This window comes from Microbacterium paraoxydans, from assembly GCF_019056515.1.
Taxonomy (GTDB): Bacteria; Actinomycetota; Actinomycetes; order Actinomycetales; family Microbacteriaceae; genus Microbacterium.
On sequence record NZ_CP064873.1, the window covers coordinates 1619670 to 1646512 of the forward strand.

A 26843-nucleotide genomic window follows, 5' to 3' on the forward strand; every position below is an offset into this window, starting at 1 on the left:
GCGGTCTGCGCGGGGGGAACGCCCCCGCGCAGACCCCCGTCAGCCGTTGTTCACGGTGGGGACGTGCGGCTCCGGCTGATAGCGGAGCCACAGCGTGGACAGGGCCGGCAGCGTGATCGAGGCCGTCGCCGTGCCCCCGTCTCCGGATTCGGCGACCACCATCCCGAGGTTGCCGGAACCGCGCCCGCCGTAGACGTCGGCATCGGAGTTCAGGATCTCCTGCCAGACGCCGGGGCGCGGCAATCCCAGGCGGTACCCGGTGCGCTCCACGCCGGCGAAGTTGCTGACCACGACCAGACGGCCGCCGTGCGCGTCCCGCCGTTCGAAGGCGATCACGGACGGATCCCAGCTCGGTGCCCCGAGCCGCGTGAACCCCGAGCCGTCGCTGTCGCGCTCCCAGAGCGGTGCCTGCGCCCGGTACACCCCGTTCATCGCGGCGACGAAGTCCTGGAGCTGGGCGTGCGAGGGCTGGTCGCGGAGCCACCAGTCCAGCTCGCGCCCCTCCGACCACTCGGCGAGCTGTCCGAACTCCTGACCCATGAACAGCAGCTTCTTGCCCGGATGCCCCCACATGTACGCGAGGTAGGCGCGGACGTTCGCGAGCTTGTGCCAGTGGTCGCCGGGCATCTTCGACAGCAGGCTGCCCTTGCCGTGCACGACCTCGTCGTGACTGATCGGCAGCACGTAGTTCTCGCCGAACGCGTAGACGAATGAGAAGGTCATCTCGCCCTCGTGGTGCGCCCGGTACATCGGGTCTCTGCCGATGTACTGCAGCGAGTCGTTCATCCACCCCATGTTCCACTTGAACCCGAACCCGAGGCCGGCGTGATCCGTCGGCGCGGTGACACCCGGGAAGCTCGTGGACTCCTCGGCGATCATGAGGATCCCGGGGTGCAGCCGGTAGGCCGTGGCGTTGACCTCCTGGAGGAAGCGGATCGCCTCCAGGTTCTCGCGTCCGCCGTGGATGTTCGGCTCCCACTCACCCTCGCGACGCGAGTAGTCGAGGTAGAGCATCGAGGCGACGGCGTCGACGCGCAGACCGTCGACGTGGAACTCCTCGAGCCAGTACAGCGCGTTCGCGACGAGGAAGCCGCGGACCTCGGGACGACCGTAGTCGAAGATGAGCGTGCCCCAGTCCTGGTGCTCTCCGCGCCGGGGGTCGGGGTGCTCGTACAGGGGCTGACCGTCGAAGCGGGCCAGCGCGAAGTCGTCCTTGGGGAAGTGTCCCGGCACCCAATCCATGATCACGCCGATGCCGGCCTGGTGCAGGCGGTCGATGAGGTAGCGCAGGTCGTCGGGGGAGCCGTACCGGCTCGTCGGCGCGTAGTAGCCGCTGACCTGGTATCCCCAGGATCCGCCGAACGGATGCTCGGCGAGCGGCATGAACTCGACGTGAGTGAACCCCGTCTCCTGTACGTGCGCGATCAGTGGATCCGCCATGTCGCGGTAGCCCAGGCCGCCCCGCCAGGAGCCGACGTGCACCTCGTACACCGCCAGCGGCTGCGCGACGGCATGCGTGGCGGCACGACGGGTCATCCACGCGCCGTCCTCCCAGACGTAGGACGACGCCGTCACGACGGAGGCGGTCTCCGGCGGCACCTGCGCCGCCAACGCCATCGGGTCGGCCTTGAGGATCCAGCTGCCGCTCCGCGTCCGGATCTCGAACTTGTAGCGGGTGCCGACGGGGAGGTCGGGGATGAAGAGCTCCCAGACGCCGCTCGCGCCGAGCGAGCGCATGGCGTGACTCTCACCGTTCCAGCCGTTGTGATCGCCCACCACACGGACGGCCGTGGCATCGGGCGCCCAGACGGCGAAGGACACGCCCTGCTCGTCGCCCTGCGTGCGGGGATGGGCTCCCAGCGCTTCCCACAGCCGCTCGTGCCGGCCTTCGGCGATCAGATGAAGGTCCAGGTCGCCGAGGGTCGGCGCGTGACGGTACGGGTCGCCCGCGACGCTCTCCTCCTCGCCGCGGTAGCGCGTCGCGAGGCGGTAGGGGAGCGGCGGTCCCGGATGCGTGCCCTCCCACACCCCGTGCGCGACGTGGGTGAGCGTCAGGCGGCTGCCGTCGTCGAAGACGGCCTCCACCGTCTCGGCGAGCGGACGGCGAGCCCGGATCACGGTGACAGTGCGATCCGCCGCATCCTTCGCGGGGTGGGCGCCGAGCACGGCGTGCGGCGCGTGGTGCCGCCCTTCCGCCACGGCCTCCCAGTCGGCGTTCGCGGTGTCGTCGATGCCGCTCATGCGCGCTCCCTCACCTTCAGGATGTGGACCGGCTCGGCAAAGGCGTCGAGCCGGACGTAGTTGTGATCGGTCCAGGTCCAGACGCTGCCCGTGAGCAGGTCCTCCACCTCGTAGCTCTCACCCAGGGGGACGCCCCAGCGTGTGGTGTCGAGATGGACGGTGGTCTCGCGCACCGAGTGCGGGTCGACGTTCGCGACGACGATGAGCGTGTCCGGCCGCCCGGTTCCGGTGAAGGCGGCGTCGAGATGCTTGCTGAACACGAGGATGGCGTCATCGTCGCTCCAGTGCATCTCGAGGTTGCGCAGCTGCCGCAGGGCCGGATGCGCCGCGCGGATCTCGTTCAGCCGCCGCAGGAGCGGAGCCAGCGATTCCCCGCGTTCCTCGGCCCCCGCCCAGTCGCGGAACTTGTACTCGTACTTCTCGTTGTCGATGTTCTCCTCGGAACCCGGGCGGGCCACGTTCTCGATGAGTTCGTATCCCGCATACACGCCGTACACGGGGCCCGCGGTGGCAGCGATGCAGGCGCGGATCCGGTAGGCCGCGCGTCCGCCGAACTGGAGGTATTCGGTGAGGATGTCGTGCGTGTTGACGAAGAGGTTCGGGCGCATGTAGTCGGCCGTCTCGTGGGAGATCGTCGTGAGGAACTCCTCCAGCTCCGCTTTGGTGTTGCGCCACGTGAAGTAGCTGTAGCTCTGTTGGAAGCCCACCGCGGCGAGCGCGCGCATCACCGCCGGTCGGGTGAACGCCTCGGCCAGGAAGATCACGTCGGGATCCGTCTCGTTCACCGTCGCGATCAGCCACTCCCAGAACTGCAGCGGCTTGGTGTGCGGGTTGTCCACGCGGAAGATCCGAACCCCCTCCGCCACCCAGTGCCGGACGATCCGGAGCATCTCGGCGGCGATCCCCTCCGGGTCGTTGTCGAAGTTCAGCGGGTAGATGTCCTGGTACTTCTTCGGCGGGTTCTCGGCGTACGCGATCGTGCCGTCGGGGAGGGTGGTGAACCACTCCGGGTGGTCGCGCACCCAGGGGTGGTCGGGAGAGGCCTGCAGCGCGAGGTCGAGGGCGACCTCCAGTCCCTCCTTCCGCGCGGCCCGCACGAAGGCGCGGAAGTCCTGCGGGGTGCCGAGGTCAGGGTGGATCGCATCGTGCCCGCCCTCCGCCGCTCCGATGGCGTACGGCGAGCCCGGGTCCCCGGCCTCGGCGACGAGGGTGTTGTTGCGACCCTTGCGGTTGGTCGTGCCGATGGGATGCACGGGGACGAGGTAGATCACGTCGAAGCCCATCCTGGCGACCTCGGGCAGGCGCTTCGCTGCAGTACGGAACGTGCCGCTGCGGACCGTTCCGTCCTTGAGGCGGCGGGCTCCCTCCGACCGCGGGAAGAACTCGTACCAGGCGCCGACTCCGGCGCGGGTGCGCTCCACGCGGAGGAGCTGCTCCGCGGAGGCGGAACGGAGCGTCGTGACGGGGCGATCGCGGAAGATCGCCGCGAGGTCGGGGTCCACGGCACGTTCGGCGGCGACGACGGGGTCGCCGGCCCGGAGTTCCTCCGCCCAGGTCCTGAGGCGCGTGCGCTGCGCTGCGGGGCGGTCCTTCTCGGCAGCCGCCCGTCGCAGGAGCTCGGCTCCGAGGGCGGCCATCACGGGGGCGTCCACCCCGGCGGCGATCTTCACGTGCGCGGCGTGTGCCCAGGTGGCGAAGTCGTCGGAGAACGCCTCGAAGCGATACCGCCAGAGGCCCTCCGCATCGAGGGCGATCTCCGCCTCCCAGCGATCGGTGCCGTCGGCGAGCGCCGTGAGCCGGTGCAGGCTCTCTTCGCCGGCCGGTGAGGTCAGTCGCACGTGCACGCCGATGAGGTCGTGCCCTTCGCGGAACGCCACGACGCGGAAGGGGACGACCTCGCCTGCGAACGCCTTGGCGGGGAAGCCTCCCGGAACCACCGGCGTGCCGTCCAGCAGCGGGATCCGGGTGGTCCGCAGGGTTCCGGGCTGGTCGGCGTCGACGGCGCGCGTCGGGATCTGAACGGGGCTCCGCAGAGCCGTGGGTCGGGTTCCAGCACGAGCAGTCACATGCCGAATCTACCGCTCGGCCCTGTCGGAACCTACCGCTCGACCCCGGCGCCGAACCGTGCTATCACTCCACCCGGAACAGGCGCATGGATGTGCCGGGGATCGGCAGCACGTCACCCGGAGCGTACGTCTCCTCGGCCTCCGACGGGCGCTCGTCGGCGCTCGACCAGAGGGAGACGAATCGGCTGGCACCCTCGATCTCCTCCGGGAGCCGCACGTCGATCGGCGCCTCCGTCCCGTGCACGATCAGGAGGATGCGGTTGGCAGGTTCCTTGTCCGGTGTGGAGGCGGCGACGTACTGCAGCGTGCGATTGCCGGGATCGGTCCACTGCCCCGGTTCCATGGTCGCACCGTCCTGGTCGTACCAGTCCATGACCGAGGCGTTCGGGATGTGCTCGCCGAGGCGCGCATACCGACTCGGCCGCAGCGCCGGATTCTCCTCGCGCAACCGGGCGAGGCGCGCGACGTGGGCCCGGAGGTCGTCCTGCCAAGGCTCGAACTCCCAGGAGAGCCAGGACAGCGGCGAGTCCTGCGCGTAGGCGTTGTTGTTGCCGCGCTGGCTCCGCCCCACCTCGTCCCCGGCGGTGAGCATCGGGATGCCGGCCGAGAGGAGGAGGGTGCCGAGCAGGTTGCGCATGGCCTTGCGCCGGGCGGTGAGGATCGCGGGATCGTCGGTCGGCCCCTCGACGCCGTGGTTGAACGAGCGGTTCAGGTCGGCGCCGTCGCGGTTGTGCTCGCCATTGGCCTCGTTGTGCTTGACGTCGTACGACACGAGGTCGTGCAGCGTGAACCCGTCGTGCGCCGTGACGAAGTTGATGCTCGCGAGGGGTCCGCGGTCCTCGCTGAAGGTGTTGGACGATCCGGCGAGCCGGGTGGCGAAGCCGCCGATGCCGACCGGCGCCGAGGCCCGTCGTGCGTAGTCGATGTCGCTCAGCCAGAAGTTGCGCACGCGGTCTCGGTACCGGTCGTTCCACTCGTGCCACCCCGCAGGGAAGTTGCCCGTCTGCCAGCCGCCCAGTCCGACGTCCCAGGGCTCCGCGATGAGCTTGGTGTCCGCGAGGACGGGGTCGGCGGCGATCGCCTGCAGCAGCGGATGATCCGGAGTGTAGGCGTGAGCGCCGTCGCGCGCGATCGCCGTCGCCAGGTCGAAGCGGAAGCCGTCGATCTGCATCTCCTCGGCCCAGTACCGGAGCGAGTCCAGCACCAGTCGTGCGCCCGCGTCGGTGGCCGTGTTGAGCGTGTTGCCGCATCCCGTGGTGTCGATGTAGACGCCCGCGTCGTCCTGTCGGTAGTACCGCGCGTTGTCGATACCGCGGAGACTGGAGCGCGGCCCGCCGATGCCTTCTTCCGACGTGTGGTTGTACACGACGTCGAGGATCACCTCGAGGCCGGCCTCATGCAGCAGACGCACCATGCCCTTGAACTCGGCGATGATCGCCTCGGGGCCCCGTTTCCTGGCGTCTTCCGTCGCGTAGGCGGCGTGGGGCGTGAAGAAGTTCAGGGTGTTGTACCCCCAGTAGTTCGTCAGCCCCCGCTCCAGCAGCCGCGGCTCCGGGACGAAGGCGTGGACGGGGAGCAGCTCCACCGACGTCACCCCGAGCGTGCGGAGGTACGCGATCATGGCCGGATGCGCGAGGCCCGCGTAGGTGCCGTGCAGCGCGGGCGGGATGTCGGGGTGCCGCTTGGTCAGTCCCTTCAGGTGGCCCTCGTAGATCAGCGTCCGGTCGACGGGGATCCGCGGCTTCGTGGAGCCGCCCCAGTCGAAGCCGTCCTCGATGACCACGGCTCGCCATTCCTGGTAGCCGTGTCCCTGGGCGAGGCCTCGCGCATACGGGTCGAGGAGCAGCGTCTCCGGGTTGAACGTGTTGCCGGGCCCGTGCGGACCCTCGACGCGGAGCGCGTAGCGGACTCCGGGCTGCAGCAACGGCGTCGTGACCTCCCAGACGCCTCCGGGCCGCCGTTCGAGCGGAGCCTGGTCGACGACCCAGTCGAGGTCCGTCGCGTCGAAGACGACGAGCTCGACGGCGGAGGCGTTCTGCGACCAGACCCGCAGTGTGCCGACACCGTCGTGCAGCCGGACGCCGAGGTTGTCGAGGATCGCCCCACCGGGCACGACGGAGTCGGGGGACGAAGACATGGATACACCCTAAACGTGTTGCATTTCAGTCTCATGACAGGACGCACCCGGTCTCACGCGCAGACGGTCGGTCCGGGTCGCGGATCGGGGAGAATCGAAGCATGCGGCACTATCTCGACCACGCGGCGACGACCCCGTTGCGCCCGGAGGCCAGGGACGCGTGGCTGGAGGCGTCGGTCATCATCGGCAACGCGTCGTCGACGCATGGAGCCGGGCAGGACGCGCGCCGGGTGCTGGAGGAGTCACGGGAGCGGATCGCCGCGGTCCTCGGGTCCGATCCGATCGAGGTCGTGCTCACCTCCGGTGGGACGGAATCCATCAACCTCGCCCTCCAGGGACTGTGGCACTCGCGTCGTCCGGAGACGACCGCTGTCGTGGTGCCGGACGGCGAGCATCACGCGACGATGGACACGGTCGCAGCCCTGGTGGCCGACGGTGCCGCGGTGCGGGCCGTGCCCGTGTCGGCCCACGCGCGCATCGACGAGGACCGCTTCGCCGCGGCCCTGCCGGGGGCCGCGCTCGCGACCGCGCTCGTCGCGAACAACGAGACCGGGACGATCAACGGTGCGCCCGCGCTGGCGGCGGCCACGGCCGACGCCGGTGTACCCCTGCACCTCGACGCCGTCGCCGCTCTCGGGCATCTGCCGCTGTCCTTCCGGGACCTCCGCGGCCGCGCGGACGACGGCGTGGGCCTCGTGGCGCTCAGCGTCGCCGGACACAAGGTCGGCGCACCGGTCGGCGTCGGCGCGCTGGTGGTGGCCCGGTCCGCCCGGCTGACCCCGCTCCTGCGGGGCGGGGGCCAGCAGCGGGGTCTGCGTGCGGGCACGCAGGACGTGCCGGGAGCGGCGGCGCTGGCGACGGCGCTCGAACTCGCCGAACGGGAGCGGGCCGCCGAGAGCGTCCGGGTGGGCGGTCTGCGCGACCGCCTGGTCGAGGGCATCCGTGCGCGGGTGCCGGCGGCCGAGCTCCTGGGCGATCCCGATCACCGTCTTCCGGGTACCGCCCATCTGCTCTTCCCCGGTGCGGTGGGAGAGAGCCTGCTGTTCCTGCTGGACGTGGCCGGCGTCTCGGCCTCCACGGGCTCCGCGTGTCAGGCGGGGGTCGCCGAGCCTTCGCACGTCGTGATGGCGATGGGGCGCAGTGAGGCGGACGCCCGGAGCGTGCTGCGCTTCTCCCTCGGGCGCACGTCGACCGATGCCGATGTGGATGCGGTGCTGGCGGTGATCGGAGATGCCTACGCACGGGCATCCGGGGCCCGTGCAGCCGAGCGCTCGTAGACTGGACCCATGCGAATCCTTGCGGCCATGAGCGGTGGTGTGGACTCCGCCGTCGCGGCCGCCCGGGCCGTCGAGGCGGGGCACGATGTGGTCGGCGTGCACCTCGCGCTCTCCCGTGCCGGCGGGACCCTGCGCACCGGCAGTCGCGGCTGCTGCACGATCGAGGACGCCCTCGACGCGCGTCGCGCCGCCGACCTCCTCGGCATCCCCTTCTATGTGTGGGACTTCTCGGAGCGGTTCCGCGACGACGTGATCGACGACTTCGTCGCCGAGTACCGTGCGGGTCGGACGCCGAACCCGTGCATGCGGTGCAACGAGAAGATCAAGTTCGCTGCCCTGCTGGAGCGCGCCCTGGAGCTCGGTTTCGACGCCGTGTGCACCGGGCACTACGCGACCCTCGTCGACGGCCCGGCGGGACTCGAGCTGCACCGCGCCTCGGACAACGCGAAGGACCAGTCCTACGTGCTCGGCGTCCTCACGGCCGACCAGCTCGCCCACACCTATTTCCCCCTGGGTACCACGCCGTCGAAGGCGCTCGTGCGGGCGGAGGCGGAACAGCGCGGTCTCAGCGTCGCCCAGAAGCCGGACAGCCACGACATCTGCTTCATCCCGGATGGGGACACCCGGGGCTGGCTGGCCGAGAAGGTCGGCACGGCCACCGGTGAGATCGTCGACCGCACCGGTGCCGTCGTCGGCGCGCACGAGGGCGCCCACGCCTTCACGGTCGGCCAGCGGCGCGGACTCAAGCTCGGCGTCCCGGCGGCGGACGGCAAGCCGCGCTTCGTGCTCGAGGTGCGCCCCGTATCGAATACGGTGGTCGTCGGCCCGAAGGAGGCGCTGGCGATCGCCGAGATCGCGGGGGAGCGGTTCAGCTGGGCCGGCGCCGCGCCGACCTCGTCGTCGTTCGCGTGCGACGTCCAGATCCGCGCGCATGCCGAGCCGGTGCCCGCCACGGCCACGGTGACGGCCGAGGGCGTCCGCGTCGTCCCGGACACGCCCCTGGACGGCGTCGCCCCGGGGCAGACCGCCGTGCTCTACATCGGCACGCGCGTGCTCGGGCAGTTCACGATCGATGCGACCGTCTCCGCGGTCCCGGTCGGCGTCTGATCCGGGCGGATGTCGGTCGCCGCTCCTAGACTGACGGAGTGCCGGAGAACATCTCACTGGAAGACGCCCGCCGCGAGGCGGAGGAGCTGACGACCCGCATCCTCGAGGCGAAGGACGCGTACTACGGGCGTGACACGTCGCTCGTCGACGACGCCACGTACGACGGCTGGATGCGGCGCCTGGAAGAGCTCGAGCGCCTGCATCCCGAGCTGCAGGGACAGGACTCGCCCACCCAGATGGTCGGCGCGGCCGAGGCGACGGGGCTCGCGACCATCGAGCACGCCGAGCGGATGCTCAGCCTCGACAACGTCTTCTCGATCGACGAGCTGCGCGAGTGGGCGCAGAAGACACGAGCGGCCGCCGGGCGCGACGTCGACTGGCTGACCGAGCTCAAGATCGACGGCCTCGCGATCAACCTGCGGTACGAGGACGGCGTGCTGACGTCGGCCGCGACCCGTGGCGACGGGCGGGTCGGCGAGATCGTCACCGAGAACGCGCTCCGACTCCCCGAGATCCCGGAACGGCTCGCCGGGGAGGGGCACCCGCCCATCGTCGAGGTGCGCGGAGAGGTCTTCATCCCCGTCGCCGCGTTCGAGCGGCTGAACGCGGCGCAGGCGGCGTTCCGGGACCGCGCGTACACGGACGCCCTCGCGCGCTGGGAGGCCAGGGGCGGCGCGAAGAAGCCGTTCGACGAGGAGAAGGCGCGCACCGCGGCGGCACGGCGCTTCCCGGCCTTCGCGAATCCCCGCAACGCGGCCAGCGGCGGCCTGCGTCAGCAGATCGACAAGAAGGACGGCCTGGAGTTGGAAGCGGGTCTGCTGCGCATCGAGTCGCTCGCGCTGTACGTGCACGGCATCGGTGCCTGGACGAACCCGCCGGTCGCGGCCCAGAGCCAGGTCTACGAGCTGCTGGCCGCCTGGGGGCTGCCGACGAGTCCGCACACGAAGGTGTGCCGCAGCATCGACGACGTCGTCGCCTTCGTCGAGCACTACGGCGAGCATCGGCACGACATCGAGCACGAGCTCGACGGCATCGTGGTCAAGGTCGACGAGCTCGACCTGCATGACGAGCTGGGAGCGACGAGCCGGGCGCCCCGCTGGGCGATCGCCTACAAGTACCCGCCGGAGGAGGTGCAGACGAAGCTGCTCGACATCGTCGTCTCCGTCGGTCGCACCGGTCGCGCGACGCCCTTCGCGGTGATGGCGCCGGCTCACGTCGCCGGATCCGTGGTCCGTCAGGCCACGCTCCACAACAAGGACGTGGTGAAGGCCAAGGGCGTTCTCATCGGCGACACCGTGGTGCTGCGCAAGGCGGGCGACGTGATCCCCGAGGTGCTCGGCCCGGTGGTCGAGAAGCGGGACGGGACCGAGCGGGAGTTCGTCATGCCCGCCGACTGCCCCGAGTGCGGCACGCCGCTGCGCGCCATGAAGGAGGGGGACATCGACCTCCGGTGCCCGAACGCCCGGTCGTGCCCCGCCCAGGTGCGCGGACGCGTCGAGCACATCGGCTCGCGGGGAGCCCTCGATGTCGAGGCCCTGGGCGAGGTGACGGCGGCGGCGCTGACCCAGCCCACGAGTCCGGCGGAGCCTCCCCTGGTGACGGAGGCGGGCCTGTTCGCCCTGACCCTGGAGCAGCTCGTGCCGATCGAGGTCGTCGTGCGCGATGCGGAGACGGGTCTGCCGCGCGAGGACGAGGACGGCCTCGTGAAGACCCGCGCGCCGTTCCGACGCAACCCGACCGCGGCCGAGAAGAAGTCGGGTCTGGAGGGTCCGCAGCCGTCTTCCCAGGCGCTGACCCTGCTCGCGGAGCTGGAGAAGGCGAAGACGAAAGACCTCTGGCGGCTTCTCGTCGCGCTCAACATCCGTCACGTCGGACCGGTCGCGGCGCGGGCGCTCGCGCAGTGGTTCGGGTCGCTCGACGCGATCCGGGAGGCATCGCGGGAAGAGCTCGCCGCGGTCGAGGGCGTGGGCGGCATCATCGCGGACTCCTTGCTCGCGTGGTTCGACGTCGACTGGCACCAGGACATCGTCCGCCAGTGGGCGGACGCGGGCGTGCAGTGGGCGACGCCGGGTCACCCCGGCCCCGGAGCGGCGGTCGCGGCCGGGGGAGTGCTGGAGGGCCTCACCGTGGTGGCGACGGGGTCCCTCGACGGGTACACCCGCGACGGGGCGCAGGAGGCGATCATCAAGGCCGGCGGAAAGGCGGCCTCGAGCGTGTCCAAGAAGACGGACTTCGTGGCCGCGGGGCCGGGAGCCGGCTCCAAGCTCGCGAAGGCGGAGGAGCTCGGCATCCGCATCCTCGACGCCGCGCAGTTCCACGTCCTGGTCACCGAGGGGCCCGCGGCGCTGGACTGAGGGTCAGGCGCTCTCCGGCGCTGCCGTGGTGGGAGCCAGGAACTGCCGCAGCCGTGGGGAGTCCGCGAACCCCAGCTCCTGATAGAGCCCGACGGCTGCCTCGCTCGAATGCACGGTGATCCGTTCGGCGCCGACGGACACCGCGTGGGCGCAGGCCGCGGCGACGAGACCGCGGCCCGCTCCTCGTCCCCGATGCTCGGGAAGGACGAAGACGCTCTGGATGTCCGCGGAGAGGCGGTGCGGAGCGCCCGGCCGCGGCACGCGGGGCACGAGGGCGACCCACGCTGCGCCGACGATGCGGTCGTCGTCATCGCGCCGCGCGACGAAGGCCACGTGGGTGCGGTCGTGGGCCCGCCACCAGTCGCCCAGCTCGGCGGTGAAGGCGTCGAGCGATCGACCGGCCGTCAGGTCCGCGGGCACGTCCTCCCACTTGAGCTGGGCGAGTGCGGCGAGATCGTCCCTGCCGGCGCGGTCGATGCGCATCGTCGGTCCGCTCAGGCCTTGTGGCGGGGCTTCCGGAAGGGCTTCTCCTCGCGGTCGCGGTGCGGCGGGCGCTCGTCACGGTCGCGGCGGTCGGTCCGGTCGTAGCGGGCCGGCCGGCCGCGGCCGTCGCGCGAGGACGAGCCCCGCCGTGCGCCGGGACCGCGGTCAGGAGCGATCTCGATCAGCCGTCCGGAGATGCGCGTATCGCGGAGCTTGTCGAGGACGGCGGGGTCGAGGTTCGCCGGGAGCTCGACGATCGAGAAGTCGGGACGGATGTTGATCGCGCCGAAGTCGTCGCGGCCCAGACCGCCCTCGTTCGCGAGCGCGCCCACGATCTGCCGCGGCTCGACGCGGTGCCGCCGACCCACCTCGATGCGGTACGGGGTGTAGTCGCCCCGGCTGCGACGCTCCCGGGGTTCCCGGGGCTCCCGCGTCTGCCGCTCGCGCTGCGGGCGGTTGTCGGCGGCGACCGCCTGCGACAGGGCGTCGTCTGCGGGGTCGAGGAGCAGCGGCGTGGAGCCCTGGGCGACCACGGCGAGAGCGGCCGCGACGTCGCCCTCCGGCACGTCATGATGCCGGACGTAGTGGGCGATGATGTCGCGGAACGCGTCGATGCGCGACGTCTCCGACAGTGCGGTCGTGATGGCGTCGTCGAAGCGGGCGAGCCGCGTCATGTTCACGTCCTCGGTGCTCGGCAGCTGCATCTGCGTGGGCTGCTGCCGCGTCGCCTTCTCGATGTGCTTGAGCAGGTAGCGCTCGCGCGGGGTGATGAAGCTGATCGCGTCGCCCGTCCGCCCGGCCCGCCCGGTCCGTCCGATGCGGTGCACGTACGACTCGGTGTCGGTGGGGATGTCGAAGTTGACGACGTGACTGATGCGCTCGACGTCGAGTCCGCGGGCGGCGACGTCCGTCGCGACGAGGATGTCGAGCTTCCCGTCCTTGAGCTGATTGACGCTGCGCTCGCGCTGCACCTGCGGCACGTCGCCGTTGATCGCGGCGGCGGAGTACCCGCGGGCGCGGAGCTTCTCGGCCAGGGTCTCGGTCTCGTTCTTCGTGCGGACGAAGACGATCATCCCGTCGAAGTTCTCCACCTCGAGGATGCGGGTCAGGGCATCCACCTTCTGGGCGTAGGAGACGACGAGGTAGCGCTGGGTGATGTTCGTGTTGGTCGCGGTCTTGGACTTGACCGTGATCTCCTCCGGGTCGCGGAGGTACTGCTGCGCGAGGCGGCGGATCTGCGCGGGCATCGTGGCGGAGAACAGGGCGACCTGCTTCTCCTCGGGGGTCTGAGCGAGGATCTGCTCGACGTCCTCCGCGAAGCCCATCTTCAGCATCTCGTCCGCCTCGTCCAGCACGAGGTACTGGAGCTCGGAGAGGTCGAGGGTGCCCTTGGCCAGGTGGTCCATGATGCGGCCGGGGGTGCCGACCACGACGTGCACGCCGCGGCGGAGGGCGGACAGCTGCACACCGTATCCCTGACCGCCGTAGACGGGCAGCACGTGCACGCCCTTCATGCGGGAGGCGTAGGACTCGAACGCCTCGCAGACCTGCAGCGCGAGCTCACGGGTCGGGGCGAGGACGAGGGCCTGCGGCGTCTTCTGCGCGACGTCGAGCCGCTCCAGCACGGGCAGGGCGAAGGCGGCGGTCTTGCCGGTTCCGGTCTGCGCCATGCCGACGACATCGCGGCCGGCGAGGAGGGTGGGGATGGTCGCGGCCTGGATGGGCGACGGGGTCTCGTAGCCGAGATCCTTGATGGCCTTGAGGACCGGCCCGGTGATGCCGAGGTCCTCGAATCCGGGGGTGGCAGGGGACTCGTCGGGGGCGTCGGCGGGGGTCACTTCTTCAGGGGTCACTTCCCAAGGGTAGCGCGCCCGGCCCCCCGCTTCCTGTGGGGCCGGCTCAGACCCCCGACGTGAGGGCGAGCAGCTTCTCCTTCACCTGCCGGCGGAGCACCTTCCCGATCAGCGACTTCGGCAGCTCGTCGACGACGAAGACGCGGCGCGGCACCTTGTACGGGGTGAGGATGCTCCGCGCGTACTCACGGATCGCCTCCACGTCGACATCGGCTCCGGGGTCGACGACGATCGCCGCGACGACCTCCTCGCCCGAGTGGTCGCTGGGGAGTCCGACGACCGCGGCGTCCGCCACCGACGGATGCTGGCGCAGCGCGTTCTCCACCTCGGTCGGGGCGACGTTGAAGCCGCCGGTGATGATGAGCTCCTTGATGCGGTCGACGATGCGGACGAAGCCGGCGTCATCGATCGTGACGATGTCGCCGGTCCGGTACCAGCCGTCGACGAACACGGCCTCGGTCTCCTCGGGCTTGCCGTAGTAGCCGGAGAAGACCTGAGGACCCCGCACGATGAGCTCCCCGGCGGAGCCCTCCGGCACATCCTCGGTGGGATTCTCCGGATCGACGACGCGGCACTCCGTGCCCGGGAGAGGGAGTCCCACGGTGCCGGGAACCCGGTTGTCGGCGACCGGGTTCGCCATGAGGACGGGCGAGCACTCGCTCAGCCCGTAGCCCTCGACGAGGTAGCCGTGCGTTGCGGCCTCGAACGGGACGACGAGCTCGTGCGGGAGGGCCATGGCCCCGGAGATCGCGACCTCGATGCCCTCGAGGGAGACGCCCTTGGCGTTGGCGGCCGCGAGCAGCCGGTCGGCGATGGGCGGCACGAGCGGGAGGAACGTCGCCGGATGCTTCTTGACGACGTCGAGCACGAGGTCCGGGTCGAACTTCGGGAACAGCACCAGACGCGCGCCCATCGACATGGCGAAGGTGAGGCAGAGTGTCAGCCCGTACGCATGGAACATCGGCAGCACGGCGTACACGACGCAGCCCTTGCCGCGCTGGATCGACGGCACCCAGGCTTGGGACTGGGCGGCATTGGCGAGGAGGTTGCGGTGAGTGAGGGCGGCGCCCTTCGGTGTGCCGGTCGTGCCGGACGTGTACTGGATGATCGCCAGGTCGTCGGTGTCGGGCTGAGGATGCGAGGCGGGGATCGGGGTGCTGGCCACCACCGACTCCCACAGCACGGTGCCGCGGACGCGCTCGGTCAGCGCCGCCCTCGACTCTCTCGCCTTCGCGACCGGCAGCCGGAGGGCGAAGCGGGTGAGGGCCGGCATCGCTCGCGTCACGTCGACCGAGATGAGAGTCGAGACGGCGAGGTCACTCGGGAACTCCTGCACCGTCGCGACGACCTTGTTCCAGACGATCGCGTGCTTGGCGCCGTGGTCCTCGAACTGCTTGCGCAGCTCGCGAGGGGTGTAGAGCGGGTTGTGCTCGACCACGACCGCACCGAGACGCAGCACGGCGTAGAACGCGACGATGTGCTGCGGGCAGTTCGGCAGGACGATCGCGACCGGGTCGCCCGCACGGACGCCGAGATCCCGGAGCCCCGCGGCGGCGCGATCGATCGCCTCCTGCAGCTGCGCGTAGGTGGTCTCCCTGCCGAAGAACTGCAGGGCGGGGGCATCGGGATAGTCCCGCGCCGACGCGGCGACGATGTCCACGAGGGAGCCGCTGACGGGGGCGAGGTCCTCCGGAACGCCGTCGGCGTAGCTGGCGATCCACGGGCGAGGGGGCTGGAACGTGCTCACGCGCCCAGCTTAGGCGGGCCGCGCCGCGCCGAGCGGCGGGCGGCTCGCCAACTAGACTGGGGGTGTGTCTGAAATCACCCCTGATCTTGTGCGCCATCTCGGCGTGCTCGCGCGCATCCAGCTGAACGACGACGAGGTGACGCGGCTCACGGGCCAGCTCGACGCCATCGTCGACAACATCGCCAAGGTGTCCGAGGTCGCGACCGCCGATGTCGCCGCGACGAGCCACCCGATCCCGCTGAGCAATGTGTTCCGTCCCGACGTGGTCGGCGAGACGCTCACGCACGAGCAGGTGCTGCAGAACGCCCCGGATCAGGCCGACGGCCGGTTCCGCGTCACCGCGATCCTGGGAGAAGAGCAGTGAGCGACATCATCCGGCTGACCGCGGCGGAGCTCGCCGACAAGCTCGCGACGCGGGAGGTCTCCAGCGTCGAGGCCACGCAGGCGCACCTCGACCGCATCGCCCAGGTCGACGGCGACGTCCATGCGTTCCTGCACGTCAACGAGCACGCGCTCGACGCGGCGGCCGAAATCGACGCCCGCCGCGCCGCGGGGGAGGACCTCGGGCCGATCGCCGGTGTCCCGCTCGCGATCAAGGACGTGCTCGTCACGACGGATCAGCCGACCACGAGCGGCTCGCGGATCCTCGAGGGGTACCGCTCGCCGTACGACGCGACGGTCGTGGCCCGATCCCGTGCCGCCGGACTCATCCCGCTCGGCAAGACGAACATGGACGAGTTCGCGATGGGCTCCTCGACGGAGCACTCCGCCTACGGCCCGACCCGCAACCCCTGGGACCTCGACCGGATCCCCGGCGGCTCGGGTGGGGGCTCCGCCGCGGCCGTCGCCGCCTTCGAGGCCCCGCTCGCCCTCGGCTCCGACACCGGCGGATCGATCCGTCAGCCGGCGCACGTGACCGGCACGGTCGGCGTGAAGCCGACCTACGGCGGCGTCAGCCGCTACGGCGCGATCGCACTGGCGTCGAGCCTCGACCAGGTCGGCCCGGTCACCCGCACGGTGCTCGATGCCGGTCTGCTGCACGACGCGATCGGCGGGCACGACCCGAAGGACTCCACGTCGCTCGACGAGCAGTGGCCGTCCTTCGCCGCGGCCGCACGCGAGGGTGCGCGCGGGGACGGCCTCAAGGGCCTCCGTGTCGGCGTCATCCGCGAGCTTCCCGACAGCGGCTTCCAGCCGGGGGTTGCGGCCTCCTTCCGCAGCGCCCTGGCCCTGCTGGAAGCGCAGGGTGCGGAGATCGTCGAGATCGGTGCACCGCACTTCGAGTACGGCGTCGCCGCCTACTACCTGATCCTCCCGGCCGAGGCCTCGAGCAACCTGGCCAAGTTCGACTCGGTCCGCTTCGGTCTCCGGGTCACCCCGGCGGGCAACCCCACGGTGGAGGACGTGATGTCCGCCACGCGCGACGCCGGTTTCGGCGACGAGGTCAAGCGCCGCATCATCCTCGGCACCTACGCGCTGTCGGCGGGATACTACGACGCGTACTACGGCAGCGCGCAGAAGGTCCGCACGCTGATCCAGCAGGACTTCGCCGCGGCCTTCGCCGATGTCGACGTCATCGCCACGCCGTCGGCCCCGACCACGGCCTTCAAGCTCGGCGAGAAGATCGACGACCCGCTGCAGATGTACCTGAACGACATCACGACGATCCCGGCGAACCTCGCCGGCGTCCCCGGCATCTCGATCCCCAGCGGTCTCTCGGACGACGACGGGCTGCCCGTCGGCATCCAGTTCCTCGCGCCGGCGCGGGAGGACGCCCGCCTCTACCGGGTGGGTGCCGCCCTCGAGACGCTGCTCGTGGATTCCTGGGGCGCGCCGCTGCTGTCCCGTGCCCCCCAGCTGGAAGGAGGCGCGCGCTGATGGCCGCCGCCACGCTCATGGACTTCGACAAGGCGCTCGAGCTGTTCGAGCCCGTCCTCGGTTTCGAGGTGCACGTCGAGCTCAACACGAACACGAAGATGTTCTCCGACGCTCCCAACCCCGCGAACGAGGCGTACCACGCGGCGGAGCCGAACACGCTGATCGCCCCGGTCGACCTGGGACTGCCCGGTGCCCTGCCGGTCGTCAACGAGACGGCCATCCGCTCGTCGATCAGCCTCGGCCTCGCGCTCGGCTGCTCAATCGCGGAGTCCAGCCGGTTCGCCCGGAAGAACTACTTCTACCCGGACCTGGGCAAGAACTACCAGATCTCCCAGTACGACGAGCCGATCGCCTTCGAGGGGTCGGTCGAGGTGGAGCTCGAGGACGGCACCATGGTGACGATCCCGATCGAGCGCGCACACATGGAGGAGGACGCCGGCAAGCTCACGCACATGGGCGGCTCGACCGGCCGGATCCAGGGCGCCGAGTACTCGCTCGTCGACTACAACCGCGCCGGCGTCCCGCTCGTCGAGATCGTGACGAAGACGATATTCGGCACCGATCACCGGGCTCCCGAGGTCGCCAAGGCGTACGTCGCCGCGATCCGCGACATCGTCCGCGGACTCGGCATCTCCGAGGCTCGGCTGGAGCGCGGCAACCTGCGGTGCGACGCCAACGTCTCGCTCCGTCGTCGGGGTGAGGAGAAGCTCGGCACGCGCACCGAGACGAAGAACGTCAACTCCATGCGATCGGTGGAGCGCGCGGTGCGGTACGAGATCCAGCGTCAGGCGCAGATCCTCGCCGACGGCGGCACCATCATCCAGGAGACCCGGCACTGGCACGAGGACACCGGGACGACCTCTCCCGGACGTCCGAAGTCGGACGCCGACGACTACCGGTACTTCCCCGAGCCGGATCTGCTTCCGGTGCAGCCGCCGCGCGAGCTGATCGAGGAGCTGCGCGCCGCCCTGCCCGAGCAGCCCGTCGCCCGTCGGCGCCGGCTCATGGACGAGTGGGGCTTCACCCCGCTGGAGTTCCAGGACGTGCGCAACGGCGGTCTGCTCGACGTCGTCGAGGCCACGATCGCCGCCGGGGCCACGCCGGCCGCGGCACGGAAGTGGTGGACGGGGGAGATCACCCGCCTCGCCAATGCGCAGGAGAAGGACGCGGTCGACCTCGTCAGCCCGGAGAACGTCGCGGCGCTGCAGCAGCTCGTCGACGCCGGGACGCTGACCGACAAGCTCGCACGCCAGGTGCTGGAGGGCGTGATCGCCGGGGAGGGCACGCCGCAGGAGGTCGTCGACGCGCGCGGTCTGGCCGTGGTCTCGGACGACGGTGCGCTCATCGCGGCGATCGATGAGGCCCTCGCGGCGCAGCCCGATGTGATGGCCAAGATCCAGGACGGCAAGGTCCAGGCCGCGGGTGCCATCATCGGGGCGGTCATGAAGGCCATGAAGGGCCAGGCCGACGCCGCCCGCGTCCGCGAACTCATCCTCGAGCGCGCCGCGCAGTGATTCGTTTCCCTGGGCCTCGATGTCGGAGGCCCAGGGGACAATGGGCTCATGGGACACGGTGATGGCAGAGGCCGCATGGTGTCCTCGGCCGATGCCGACGACTCCGGGACGCGCATCCTCCACGTCGACATGGACGCGTTCTATGCGGCCGTCGAAGTGCTGGACGATCCGAGTCTGCGCGGGCTGCCGCTGATCATCGGGGCTCCGGATGGCCGCTCCGTGGTCTCCAGCGCCTCCTACGAGGCACGGCGCTACGGCGTGCGCTCCGCGATGCCCGTTTCGCAGGCCGTGCGGCTGTGCCCGACGGCACGTATCGTCCCGCCGCACTTCCACCGGTACCAAGAGGTCTCGCGGCAGGTGATGGCGATCTTCGAGTCGTTCACGCCGCTCGTGGAGCCGCTGTCGGTGGACGAGGCGTTCCTCGACGTACAGGGTGTGCGCCGGCTCTGGGGGAGCCCCGCCCGGATCGCGACCCAGATCCGTGAGCGCGTCCTCGCCGAGGTCGGCATCACGTGCAGCGTCGGAGTGGCCGCGACCAAGCATGTGGCGAAGATGGCGTCGACCATGGCCAAGCCGGACGGGATGCTCGTGGTCGCGGAACACGACACTCTCGCCTTCCTCGCGCCGCGCCCCGTGCGAGCGCTGTGGGGCGTGGGGCCGAAGGCGGCGGAGGCCCTGGAGGCCCGCGGCCTCCGCACGATCGGCGACCTCCGCACCGCATCGCCCGAGATGCTGGACCGCGCCGTGGGGCCGGCGCTGAGCGCGAGGCTCGCGCAGCTGGCGCGGGGGGAGGACGCGCGTGCGGTCGACACGGAGCGCGTGGAGAAGAGCATCGGACACGAGGAGACCTTCGACCACGACGTCGCGGATCGTGCCTTCCTCCGCGCGGAGCTGCTGCGGCTGGCCGATCGCGTGGGCGCGCGCCTGCGCCGGGCCGGGTGGGAGACCTCCACGGTCGCGATCAAGATCCGCTTCGACGACTTCCGGACCGTCACCCGCTCCCAGACGCTGCCGGAGCCGACCGCGGTCGGCCAGCGCATCGGCGAGGCGGCCCAGAGCCTGTTCGCGCTCGTCGAGCGTCGAGATCCGGTCCGCCTCGTGGGCGTCCGGGCGGAGAACCTCCGGCCGGCGGGAGGTGGCGCGCTGGCGCTGTGGGACGAGGACGAGGACTGGCGCAAGGTCGAAGGGGCCGTCGACGAGGCCATGGCGCGCTTCGGTTCGGCGACGATCAGCAGGGCGCGCCACATCGGACGCGGTGAAGGACGGGGCGCCGCGCGGCATCCGAAGGACCACGGCGTCGATTGACCGCGCGCCGCAGGCCGCCGTCGGCTACCGTGGGAACATGCCGAACATTGCACTGGAACTCGGGAATCAGGTCGCGTCCTTCGGCGTGAAGAGCGCGTACGGAGAACCGCAGGAGATCGATGGCGTCACCGTCACTCCGGTGGCGTTCACCTACGCGGGCTTCGGCGGAGCCAGCGGGGACGGCGGAGAAGGCGGCGGAGGTGGCGGCGTCTCGGTGCCGGTGGGCGTCTACGTCCAGCGCGAGGAGGGCCTGCGCTTCGAGCCGAACATCGTGACGCTCCTCGTCGTGGCCGTGCCCTTCGTCTGGGTCACCGGTCGGGCCCTCACGCGCATCATCCGTGCCCTCAAGAAGTGACGACGCGGTCGCAGCGGCGCTCTCGCACGCGGCGACGCTGATCGCGGAAGACGTCCGCGCACTCGCGGCCTCCAACCCCGTCGTGCTGATCGACGGGGGGAGCGGCGCAGGCAAGACCTCTCTGGCCGCGCGCGTAGCGCGAGCCTGGCCGGTCACCGGACGCGTGCAGGTCATCGCCTTGGACTCCCTCTATCCCGGCTGGGACGGCCTCGACGACGGGGCGGAGCGCGCGCTCGATGGCATCCTCCGTCCCCATGGACGCGGGCTTCTCGGGGCGTGGCGTCGCTGGGACTGGGAGCACGGCGAGGAGGCGGAGACCCACGCCGTCGATCCGGCCCTCGGCGTCATCGTCGAGGGCAGCGGGATCCTGCAACCCTCGACGGCACGCCTGGCCGACATTCGGATCTGGGTGGAGTCCGGCGAGTCATCGCGGAAGGCCCGTGCGCTGGCGCGGGATGGCGACACCTACCGCCCGCACTGGGACCGGTGGGCGGCGCAGGAGCGCCGTCACCTCGAGCGAGACCGTCCGAGGGAACTCGCCACCCGCGTGATCGAGGTCCCCTGATTCCGCTCAGCGGAGGGCGTCGGCGTCGCTCTCGTCGACGGCCTCGATGAGCAGCTCGAGACGGTATCCCAGCCAGTCGTACACGGCCTGGCCGTCACCGCCGACGTCGGGTTCGTCGTCAGTGATGCCGAGCCGCGTGGCGATGACGAGCCGGATGGCGGTGAGGGTGCGGAGCCACGCGTCCACGTCCTCGCGCCGTACGAGGACGTCGCGGGGAACGCGGGCGCCCTCATCGGTCACCTCGGCGTCGGGGTTGAACACCTGCAGCGCCGTGCGCATGACCCGCGCATCGTGCAGCCGTCGGTCCAGGAGGTCCGCGCGGGTTGCCGAGGCGAACGCCGCCGCGGCGTCGTCGTCGTCCGGATAGGCGTTCGGCGTCAACCGGGCCACGCCCGGGTCGTCGCCTTCGGAATCCCGGAGCAGGTCCATGAAGTCATCGACGAGCCGGGCCAGGTGCATGCCCTCGATCGTGGCGACCGAGACGGTGATCGGTGGGGTGTTCATGCGGCCTTCCTGACGGTGGCCCAGAGCCCGTAGTCGTGCATCGCCTGTGCGTGCACCTCCATGGTCTCGCGGGGTCCGGTGGCGACGATCGCGTGTCCGTCGTGGTGGACGGCGAGCATGAGGCGGGTGGCATGCTCGCGGGTGTAGCCGAAGTAGGTGCGGAAGACACGGACGACGTAGCTCATCAGATTCACCGGATCGTTCCACACGACGACCTCCCAGGGCTCCAGGGGCGCAGCGGAGAGATCGGTGGCTTCATCGATCTCGGGAAGAGCAGTCGACACGGTCAGGCCCATCCGAGCTCGTGCAGGTGGGCGTCGTCGATGCCATGGAAGTGCGCGATCTCGTGGACGAGGGTGGTGTGGATCTCGTCGCGGAGTTCGTCGATGTCCTCACACTGCGCGAGATGCGGTTCCCGGTAGACGATGATGCGATCGGGCAGCTCACCCATCCCGTACTGCGTGCGCTCCGGCAACGCGAGGCCGTCGTACAGGCCGAGCAGATCGAGGCTGCCGTCCTCGGGACGATCCTCCACCACGAAGACGACGTTCTCGAGCTGCTCGACCATCTCGTCGGGCAGCTGGTCGAGTTCGTCGATCACGAGGGCCTCGAAGGCCGCGGCGTCCATGTCCATCCCCTCCAGCCTACGGGGACGGCGACGGGTTCCTCAGTGCAGGAGGACGAGCAGCGCCGCGACGCCGATGAAGAGGGTTCCGAACACGGTGTTGAGGATCCGCTGGCCGTGCGGAGAGCGGGTGAGGCGGCGGAAGGGGCGTGCGGCCGTGGCGAAGAATCCCCACATGACGAGCACGTCGACGACCACGACGGTCGCGACGAGGGCCAGGTACTGGGGGAGCGGAGGCTGGTCCAGCCGGATGAACTGCGGGATGAACGCGAGGAAGAAGACGATCGCCTTGGGATTCAGCAGGTTGACCCAGAAGCCTCGGCGCATCATCGACCAGTGGCTCTCCCGAGCATCCACGGGATCCGGCGCGTCATCGAGCGCCGGAGCGGGGCGGGTCAGGATCAAACGGATGCCGAGGTACACCAGGTAGGCGGCGCCGGCGTATCGGATGAGGTTGAACAGGACGTCCGAGCGCGAGACGAGGAGCCCGACGCCGGCAGCCACGATCACGACATGCACGATGAGCGCGATCTGCTGGCCGATGATTCCCCAGATCGAGCGCTTCCAGCCCTGCGTGAGGGAGTTGGACATCGTGTTGATCGCGCCGGCCCCCGGCGTGAAGCTGATCACCACGGATGCGGTGAGAAGAGAGAACCAGACCGCCAGTGACACCAGGACAGTCTAGGGCCCGCGTGAGAGGCGAAGAGGCTCGGACCGAACCGGTCCGAGCCTCTTCGAGCTGGGGTGAGTAACGGGGCTTGAACCCGCGACCTCCTGGACCACAACCAGGCGCTCTACCAACTGAGCTATACCCACCATGCGCCCGTCGAAACAGGCAACCCCACGAGTCTATTACATGTTCGGGGCGAACTCCGACACCGTGCGCGCGGCGATCTCCTTGGCGTCGTCGCTGGAAGGGCCCGGCTCGTCCACGAAGACGGCCTCCCGGTAGTAGCGGAGCTCGCGGATCGACTCCAGGATGTCGGCCAGCGCGCGGTGGCCCCCGTCCTTCGCCGGAGCCTGGAAGAACACGCGGGGGTACCAGCGACGGGAGAGCTCCTTGATGCTGGAGACATCGACGTTGCGGTAGTGGAGCCACTGGTCGACCTGAGGCATGTACTTCGCGAGGAACATCCGGTCGGTGCCGATCGTGTTGCCGGCGAGAGGGGCGCGGCGCTCGAGGGGGACGAAGCGGCGGATGTACGCCAGCGTCTGCTCCTCCGCCTCCTCGAGGGTGACTCCGTGCGGGATCTCGTCGATGAGCCCCGAGGTCTCGTGCATGGCGGTGACGAAGTCGTTCATGTTCGCGAGCGCGTCCGCGCTCGGACGGATGACGACCTGGAATCCGGGGTCGAGCGGACGGAGCTCGAAGTCGGTGACCACCACCGCGATCTCGACGAGCTCGTCGACGGCGAGATCGAGCCCCGTCATCTCGCAGTCGATCCAGACGAGGCGGTCGTTCTCCGAAGCAGTCACCATGTCGCCATCCTATCGACGGCCCCGACATCGACCCGCGGGGCGCGGTACGGTAGAGACGTCCGCCTCCGTAGCTCAGGGGATAGAGCAGGAGCCTTCTAATCTCTTGGTCGCAGGTTCGAATCCTGCCGGGGGCGCCACTGATCGCCCGTCAGATCGACGGGTCTCAGCAGTGCCGCAGCGCGTCGACCGCGTCGTCTGCGCGCCAGAACTCGCCGATCAGCCGGAAGCCGCCCGTCGCCAGATGGAGCCGCTCCGCGCGGTAGCGGACGCCGAGGGGATCGGCCACCGCGCGGAGGTGACCGAGGACATGCTCGCGGCTGTCCTGGACACGCCACAGGTGATCGGCGGCACGGACGAGGTGCTCTCGACGGGACGCGAGCGGCGGGGCTGCAAGCGGGACTCCGGGAGCGGGGGTCGAGGTGGTGGTGGCGGTCATGGTCTCTCCTTCCATGGTTCGAACATACGACCGGCCACCGACATTCGTCCGGGTGTCGATATCCGGCGGTGACCGGGCCTCTTCTGCACGGATCCTCTCCGCTGTCGACCTTCCACAGAACGCGCGATCGCGCCCTCGCGCACCCGTCGGCGCGGTGCACGCTGGAGGTCATCCGGCCGCCGAGCCGGCACCGAGAGGACGAACACATGATCGACACCGTGACCATCGTGGGCAGAGTCGCGACGGACCCCACCCCCGGGCGGACGAGCGCCGGAGTGCCCGTCACGAACTTCCGGCTGGCGAGCACGCACCGGCGCTTCGACCCGGCGAGCGGGACCTGGGTGGATGCGGGGACCAACTGGTTCTCGATCGCCGCCTTCCGACGGCTGGCGGAGCACGCGCGGGCATCGCTGCGAGTGGGCGACAGCGTCATCGTCTCCGGGCGACTCCGGGTGCGTCCGTGGGAGAGCAACGGCAAGCAGGGGACGAGCGTCGACATCGACGCGGACACCATCGGACACGATCTGCGGTGGGGGACCACGGCATATCGGCCGAGCTCCCGGCCGTCATCCGGGGAGGCGGGGGAGAGCGCTGATCTCTCGACGGTGGATGACGAGGCGCACGACGCGTGGGATCAGCCTGCAGAGACCGAGGCGGCCTAGACTCTGCTCGTGCTCCGATCGGTCCTCCCGTCCCGCGCTGCGGCGCTCGTGCTCGTCGCCGGTGTCTCGGCCGCCGTCCTCGCCGGATGCGCGCCGGAGCCCACGGCGACGCCGACTCCCACGGCGACAGCCACCGCTGATCCGACGCCGTCCGCCGCTCCTGCTCTGGTGCCGGACGGGAGCGCCGAGGACAACCTCCCCGTCTTCACGGCGGTGGCGGAGCAGGTCTGGGGGACGGAGCAACGCGGGGAGGGGCGCGCGTACGTCGACGGTCTCGTCGCGGCGGGATTCGATCGGGACGCCATGCAGCTCACGCCGGACCAGTCCACGGTCGGGAACCCGGCGGAGAGCATCCAGTTCTCGGTCCGCTGGGGCGAGGAGGAGTGCCTGATCGGACAGGTCGGTCCGTCCACCGGTGCCGTCGTGACCACGGTCATGCCCCAGCTCGCCGGCGGGCGGTGCCTGGTGGGCGCGACGCGGCCGATCGACTGGTGACTCGCGTACACAGATAAGCCCACTCGCGGCCGGTAGGCTGGAGTGTCGATCTTCGACGCCAACAGAAGGAGCGGTTTTCGGTGGCTGAGTACATCTACTCCATGGTTCGTGCCCGCAAGGCGGTGGGTGAGAAGCTCATCCTGGACGACGTCACGATGGCGTTCCTGCCGGGCGCGAAGATCGGCATGGTCGGCCCCAACGGCGCCGGAAAGTCGACGATCCTCAAGATCATGGCCGGGCTCGACACCCCGTCCAACGGTGAGGCCAAGCTCTCGCCGGGGTACTCCGTCGGCATCCTCATGCAGGAGCCGGAGCTCGACGAGTCGAAGACGGTCCTCGAGAACATCCAGGACGGCATCGCCATCAAGGCCAAGGTCGACCGGTTCAACGAGATCTCCGCGCTGATGGCCGATCCGGACGCCGACTTCGACGCGCTCCTCGCGGAGATGGGGACGCTGCAGGAGGAGATCGACGCGGCGGACGGCTGGGATCTCGATTCCCAGCTCGAGCAGGCGATGGACGCCCTCCGCACCCCGCCCGGCGACGCGGCCATCGCTCCGCTCTCCGGTGGTGAGAAGCGCCGTGTGGCGCTGGCCAAGCTGCTGCTGCAGAAGCCCGACCTGCTGCTCCTCGACGAGCCCACCAACCACCTCGACGCGGAGAGCGTGCTCTGGCTCGAGCAGCACCTCCAGTCGTACAAGGGCGCCGTGATCGCCATCACCCACGACCGGTACTTCCTCGACCACGTGGCCGAGTGGATCGCCGAGGTCGACCGCGGACGCCTCATCGGCTACGAGGGCAACTACTCGACGTACTTGGAGAAGAAGGCGGAGCGCCTCGACATCCAGGGCAAGAAGGATGCCAAGCTCGCCAAGCGCCTGAAGGACGAGCTCGACTGGGTCCGCTCCAGCGCGAAGGGCCGTCAGACGAAGTCGAAGGCGCGTCTGGCACGGTACGAGGAGATGGCGGCCGAGGCGGAGCGCACCAGGAAGCTGGACTTCGAGGAGATCCAGATCCCCGCCGGTCCTCGACTCGGCAACGTCGTCATCGAGGCCAAGAACCTCAAGAAGGGCTTCGACGGCCGCTCGCTCATCGACGGCCTGAGCTTCAGCCTCCCGCCGAACGGCATCGTCGGCGTCATCGGCCCGAACGGCGTCGGAAAGACGACCCTGTTCAAGACCATCGTCGGGCTGGAGCCGCTGGACGGCGGCGACCTCAAGATCGGCGAGACCGTCAAGATCAGCTACGTCGACCAGTCGCGGTCGTCGATCGACCCGAACAAGACCCTGTGGGAGGTCGTCTCCGACGGCCTGGACTTCATCACGGTGGGCAAGACCGAGATCCCGTCCCGTGCCTACGTTTCGAAGTTCGGGTTCAAGGGCCCGGACCAGCAGAAGAAGGCCGGCGTGCTCTCCGGTGGTGAGCGCAACCGTCTGAACCTCGCGCTCACCCTCAAGGAGGGTGGCAACCTGCTCCTCCTCGACGAGCCGACCAACGACCTCGACGTCGAGACGCTGAGCTCCCTGGAGAACGCGCTGCTCGAGTTCCCCGGCTGTGCGGTGGTCATCACCCACGACCGGTGGTTCCTCGACCGGATCGCGACGCACATCCTCGCCTACGAGGGCACGGACGAGAAGCCCGACCAGTGGTACTGGTTCGAGGGCAACTTCGAGGCCTACGAGCAGAACAAGATCGAGCGTCTCGGCCCGGATGCGGCGAAGCCCCACCGGTCGACGCACCGCAAGCTCACCCGCGACTGA

The 26843-nt window shown here is 70.2% G+C and carries 24 protein-coding genes and 2 tRNA genes; 13 read left to right on the top strand and 13 right to left on the bottom strand.

The features are described from left to right. Nucleotides 1-39 precede the first annotated feature (39 nt). The 3 genes from glgB to glgX form a co-directional block, all read right to left on the bottom strand. The gene (gene glgB / locus IZR02_RS07685) at nucleotides 40-2241 is read right to left on the bottom strand and encodes a 1,4-alpha-glucan branching protein GlgB (protein ID WP_025103368.1); all 2202 of its coding nucleotides are present in this window, start codon (nucleotides 2239-2241) and stop codon (nucleotides 40-42) included. After that, nucleotides 2238-4307, bottom strand: a complete 2070-nt coding sequence (locus IZR02_RS07690) for an alpha-1,4-glucan--maltose-1-phosphate maltosyltransferase (RefSeq protein WP_217316590.1) — start codon at nucleotides 4305-4307, stop codon at nucleotides 2238-2240. Before IZR02_RS07690 ends, glgB begins: the two co-directional genes overlap by 4 nt. Before the next feature lie 64 nt (nucleotides 4308-4371). After that, nucleotides 4372-6444 carry a glycogen debranching protein GlgX gene (gene glgX / locus IZR02_RS07695; RefSeq protein ID WP_025103370.1) on the bottom strand — a complete coding sequence of 691 codons (2073 nt, stop codon included), beginning with the start codon at nucleotides 6442-6444 and terminating at the stop codon, nucleotides 4372-4374. Nucleotides 6445-6545: 101 nt separating this feature from the next. On the opposite strand from glgX, the gene IZR02_RS07700 reads away from it, so the two are divergent. The 3 genes from IZR02_RS07700 to ligA are packed head-to-tail and all read left to right on the top strand — an operon-like array spanning nucleotide 6546 to nucleotide 11182. After that, complete coding sequence (locus tag IZR02_RS07700) at nucleotides 6546-7721, top strand: cysteine desulfurase family protein (protein WP_025103371.1); 1176 nt, start codon at nucleotides 6546-6548, stop codon at nucleotides 7719-7721. Nucleotides 7722-7730: 9 nt separating this feature from the next. Continuing rightward, nucleotides 7731-8828: a tRNA 2-thiouridine(34) synthase MnmA gene (gene mnmA, locus IZR02_RS07705; RefSeq protein ID WP_081811554.1), complete on the top strand. Its 1098-nt coding sequence runs from the start codon at nucleotides 7731-7733 to the stop codon at nucleotides 8826-8828. A 38-nt stretch (nucleotides 8829-8866) separates the two neighbouring features. Beyond that, entirely contained in the window at nucleotides 8867-11182 is a 2316-nt protein-coding gene (ligA, locus tag IZR02_RS07710; protein ID WP_062766594.1) for an NAD-dependent DNA ligase LigA, read from the top strand. Between the two features lie 3 nt (nucleotides 11183-11185). Here ligA and IZR02_RS07715 read toward each other — a convergent pair whose 3' ends face one another. The 3 genes from IZR02_RS07715 to IZR02_RS07725 are packed head-to-tail and all read right to left on the bottom strand — an operon-like array spanning nucleotide 11186 to nucleotide 15265. Further along, the gene (locus IZR02_RS07715; protein ID WP_025103374.1) at nucleotides 11186-11665 is read right to left on the bottom strand and encodes a GNAT family N-acetyltransferase; all 480 of its coding nucleotides are present in this window, start codon (nucleotides 11663-11665) and stop codon (nucleotides 11186-11188) included. Nucleotides 11666-11676: 11 nt separating this feature from the next. Next, nucleotides 11677-13518: a DEAD/DEAH box helicase gene (locus IZR02_RS07720; protein ID WP_438803949.1), complete on the bottom strand. Its 1842-nt coding sequence runs from the start codon at nucleotides 13516-13518 to the stop codon at nucleotides 11677-11679. Nucleotides 13519-13564: 46 nt separating this feature from the next. Further along, nucleotides 13565-15265: a long-chain-fatty-acid--CoA ligase gene (locus tag IZR02_RS07725; protein WP_025103376.1), complete on the bottom strand. Its 1701-nt coding sequence runs from the start codon at nucleotides 15263-15265 to the stop codon at nucleotides 13565-13567. Between the two features lie 64 nt (nucleotides 15266-15329). Here IZR02_RS07725 and gatC point away from each other — a divergent pair, with 64 nt between their 5' ends. From gatC to IZR02_RS07755, 6 genes are read left to right on the top strand one after another with little or no spacing between them, the layout of a single operon-like run. Beyond that, nucleotides 15330-15629, top strand: a complete 300-nt coding sequence (gatC, locus tag IZR02_RS07730) for an Asp-tRNA(Asn)/Glu-tRNA(Gln) amidotransferase subunit GatC (RefSeq protein WP_025103377.1) — start codon at nucleotides 15330-15332, stop codon at nucleotides 15627-15629. Continuing rightward, nucleotides 15626-17143: an Asp-tRNA(Asn)/Glu-tRNA(Gln) amidotransferase subunit GatA gene (gatA, locus tag IZR02_RS07735; RefSeq protein ID WP_025103378.1), complete on the top strand. Its 1518-nt coding sequence runs from the start codon at nucleotides 15626-15628 to the stop codon at nucleotides 17141-17143. Before gatC ends, gatA begins: the two co-directional genes overlap by 4 nt. After that, complete coding sequence (gatB, locus tag IZR02_RS07740) at nucleotides 17143-18657, top strand: Asp-tRNA(Asn)/Glu-tRNA(Gln) amidotransferase subunit GatB (RefSeq protein WP_025103379.1); 1515 nt, start codon at nucleotides 17143-17145, stop codon at nucleotides 18655-18657. The genes gatA and gatB overlap by 1 nt, the downstream gene beginning before the upstream one ends. A gap of 48 nt (nucleotides 18658-18705) precedes the next feature. Then, nucleotides 18706-19962 (top strand): DNA polymerase IV, encoded by a 1257-nt coding sequence (locus IZR02_RS07745; RefSeq protein ID WP_025103380.1) that lies wholly within the window; start codon nucleotides 18706-18708, stop codon nucleotides 19960-19962. A 37-nt stretch (nucleotides 19963-19999) separates the two neighbouring features. After that, nucleotides 20000-20317 (top strand): hypothetical protein, encoded by a 318-nt coding sequence (locus tag IZR02_RS07750; protein WP_025103381.1) that lies wholly within the window; start codon nucleotides 20000-20002, stop codon nucleotides 20315-20317. Beyond that, the gene (locus tag IZR02_RS07755; protein ID WP_025103382.1) at nucleotides 20301-20882 is read left to right on the top strand and encodes an aminobenzoate synthetase; all 582 of its coding nucleotides are present in this window, start codon (nucleotides 20301-20303) and stop codon (nucleotides 20880-20882) included. Before IZR02_RS07750 ends, IZR02_RS07755 begins: the two co-directional genes overlap by 17 nt. Before the next feature lie 6 nt (nucleotides 20883-20888). Here IZR02_RS07755 and IZR02_RS07760 read toward each other — a convergent pair whose 3' ends face one another. The 6 genes from IZR02_RS07760 to orn form a co-directional block, all read right to left on the bottom strand. Further along, on the bottom strand, nucleotides 20889-21386 hold the full coding sequence (locus IZR02_RS07760) for a DUF2017 family protein (RefSeq protein ID WP_025103383.1): 498 nt from the start codon (nucleotides 21384-21386) through the stop codon (nucleotides 20889-20891). Next, nucleotides 21383-21682, bottom strand: coding sequence for an ATP-dependent Clp protease adapter ClpS (clpS, locus tag IZR02_RS07765; protein ID WP_025103384.1), 300 nt, complete (start codon nucleotides 21680-21682; stop codon nucleotides 21383-21385). The genes IZR02_RS07760 and clpS overlap by 4 nt, the downstream gene beginning before the upstream one ends. Beyond that, nucleotides 21673-22020, bottom strand: coding sequence for a metallopeptidase family protein (locus IZR02_RS07770; protein WP_025103385.1), 348 nt, complete (start codon nucleotides 22018-22020; stop codon nucleotides 21673-21675). The genes clpS and IZR02_RS07770 overlap by 10 nt, the downstream gene beginning before the upstream one ends. Before the next feature lie 33 nt (nucleotides 22021-22053). Next, complete coding sequence (locus IZR02_RS07775; protein ID WP_025103386.1) at nucleotides 22054-22683, bottom strand: LysE family transporter; 630 nt, start codon at nucleotides 22681-22683, stop codon at nucleotides 22054-22056. Nucleotides 22684-22751: 68 nt separating this feature from the next. Then, nucleotides 22752-22827: transfer RNA gene (locus IZR02_RS07780), tRNA-His, on the bottom strand. Between the two features lie 36 nt (nucleotides 22828-22863). Next, the gene (gene orn / locus IZR02_RS07785; protein WP_025103387.1) at nucleotides 22864-23490 is read right to left on the bottom strand and encodes an oligoribonuclease; all 627 of its coding nucleotides are present in this window, start codon (nucleotides 23488-23490) and stop codon (nucleotides 22864-22866) included. 61 nt (nucleotides 23491-23551) lie between these two features. On the opposite strand from orn, the gene IZR02_RS07790 reads away from it, so the two are divergent. Further along, a tRNA-Arg gene (locus IZR02_RS07790) sits at nucleotides 23552-23627 on the top strand. Nucleotides 23628-23653: 26 nt separating this feature from the next. On the opposite strand, the gene IZR02_RS07795 is transcribed toward IZR02_RS07790, so the two are convergent. Then, nucleotides 23654-23926 (bottom strand): hypothetical protein, encoded by a 273-nt coding sequence (locus IZR02_RS07795; RefSeq protein WP_025103388.1) that lies wholly within the window; start codon nucleotides 23924-23926, stop codon nucleotides 23654-23656. A 206-nt stretch (nucleotides 23927-24132) separates the two neighbouring features. Here IZR02_RS07795 and IZR02_RS07800 point away from each other — a divergent pair, with 206 nt between their 5' ends. From IZR02_RS07800 to ettA, 3 genes are all read left to right on the top strand, one after another. Next, nucleotides 24133-24588 carry a single-stranded DNA-binding protein gene (locus IZR02_RS07800; protein WP_025103389.1) on the top strand — a complete coding sequence of 152 codons (456 nt, stop codon included), beginning with the start codon at nucleotides 24133-24135 and terminating at the stop codon, nucleotides 24586-24588. Between the two features lie 9 nt (nucleotides 24589-24597). Continuing rightward, a complete protein-coding gene (locus IZR02_RS07805) occupies nucleotides 24598-25083 on the top strand; it encodes a DUF6993 domain-containing protein (protein ID WP_025103390.1) in 486 nt (161 codons plus the stop codon). Between the two features lie 80 nt (nucleotides 25084-25163). Beyond that, on the top strand, nucleotides 25164-26843 hold the full coding sequence (gene ettA / locus IZR02_RS07810; RefSeq protein ID WP_025103391.1) for an energy-dependent translational throttle protein EttA: 1680 nt from the start codon (nucleotides 25164-25166) through the stop codon (nucleotides 26841-26843).

Bases quoted from the DNA above. Each gene is read 5' to 3' on its own strand.
- IZR02_RS07700 (WP_025103371.1), top strand. From the start codon at position 6,546: ATGCGGCACTATCTCGACCACGCGGCGACGACCCCGTTGCGCCCGGAG.
- IZR02_RS07770 (WP_025103385.1), bottom strand. From the start codon at position 22,020: ATGGACATGGACGCCGCGGCCTTCGAGGCCCTCGTGATCGACGAACTC.
- glgB (WP_025103368.1), bottom strand. From the start codon at position 2,241: ATGAGCGGCATCGACGACACCGCGAACGCCGACTGGGAGGCCGTGGCG.
- glgX (WP_025103370.1), bottom strand. From the start codon at position 6,444: ATGTCTTCGTCCCCCGACTCCGTCGTGCCCGGTGGGGCGATCCTCGAC.
- IZR02_RS07800 (WP_025103389.1), top strand. From the start codon at position 24,133: ATGATCGACACCGTGACCATCGTGGGCAGAGTCGCGACGGACCCCACC.
- gatB (WP_025103379.1), top strand. From the start codon at position 17,143: ATGGCCGCCGCCACGCTCATGGACTTCGACAAGGCGCTCGAGCTGTTC.
- IZR02_RS07745 (WP_025103380.1), top strand. From the start codon at position 18,706: ATGGGACACGGTGATGGCAGAGGCCGCATGGTGTCCTCGGCCGATGCC.
- clpS (WP_025103384.1), bottom strand. From the start codon at position 21,682: ATGGGCCTGACCGTGTCGACTGCTCTTCCCGAGATCGATGAAGCCACC.
- orn (WP_025103387.1), bottom strand. From the start codon at position 23,490: ATGGTGACTGCTTCGGAGAACGACCGCCTCGTCTGGATCGACTGCGAG.
- mnmA (WP_081811554.1), top strand. From the start codon at position 7,731: ATGCGAATCCTTGCGGCCATGAGCGGTGGTGTGGACTCCGCCGTCGCG.
- IZR02_RS07795 (WP_025103388.1), bottom strand. From the start codon at position 23,926: ATGACCGCCACCACCACCTCGACCCCCGCTCCCGGAGTCCCGCTTGCA.
- IZR02_RS07715 (WP_025103374.1), bottom strand. From the start codon at position 11,665: ATGCGCATCGACCGCGCCGGCAGGGACGATCTCGCCGCACTCGCCCAG.
- IZR02_RS07760 (WP_025103383.1), bottom strand. From the start codon at position 21,386: ATGAACACCCCACCGATCACCGTCTCGGTCGCCACGATCGAGGGCATG.
- IZR02_RS07750 (WP_025103381.1), top strand. From the start codon at position 20,000: ATGCCGAACATTGCACTGGAACTCGGGAATCAGGTCGCGTCCTTCGGC.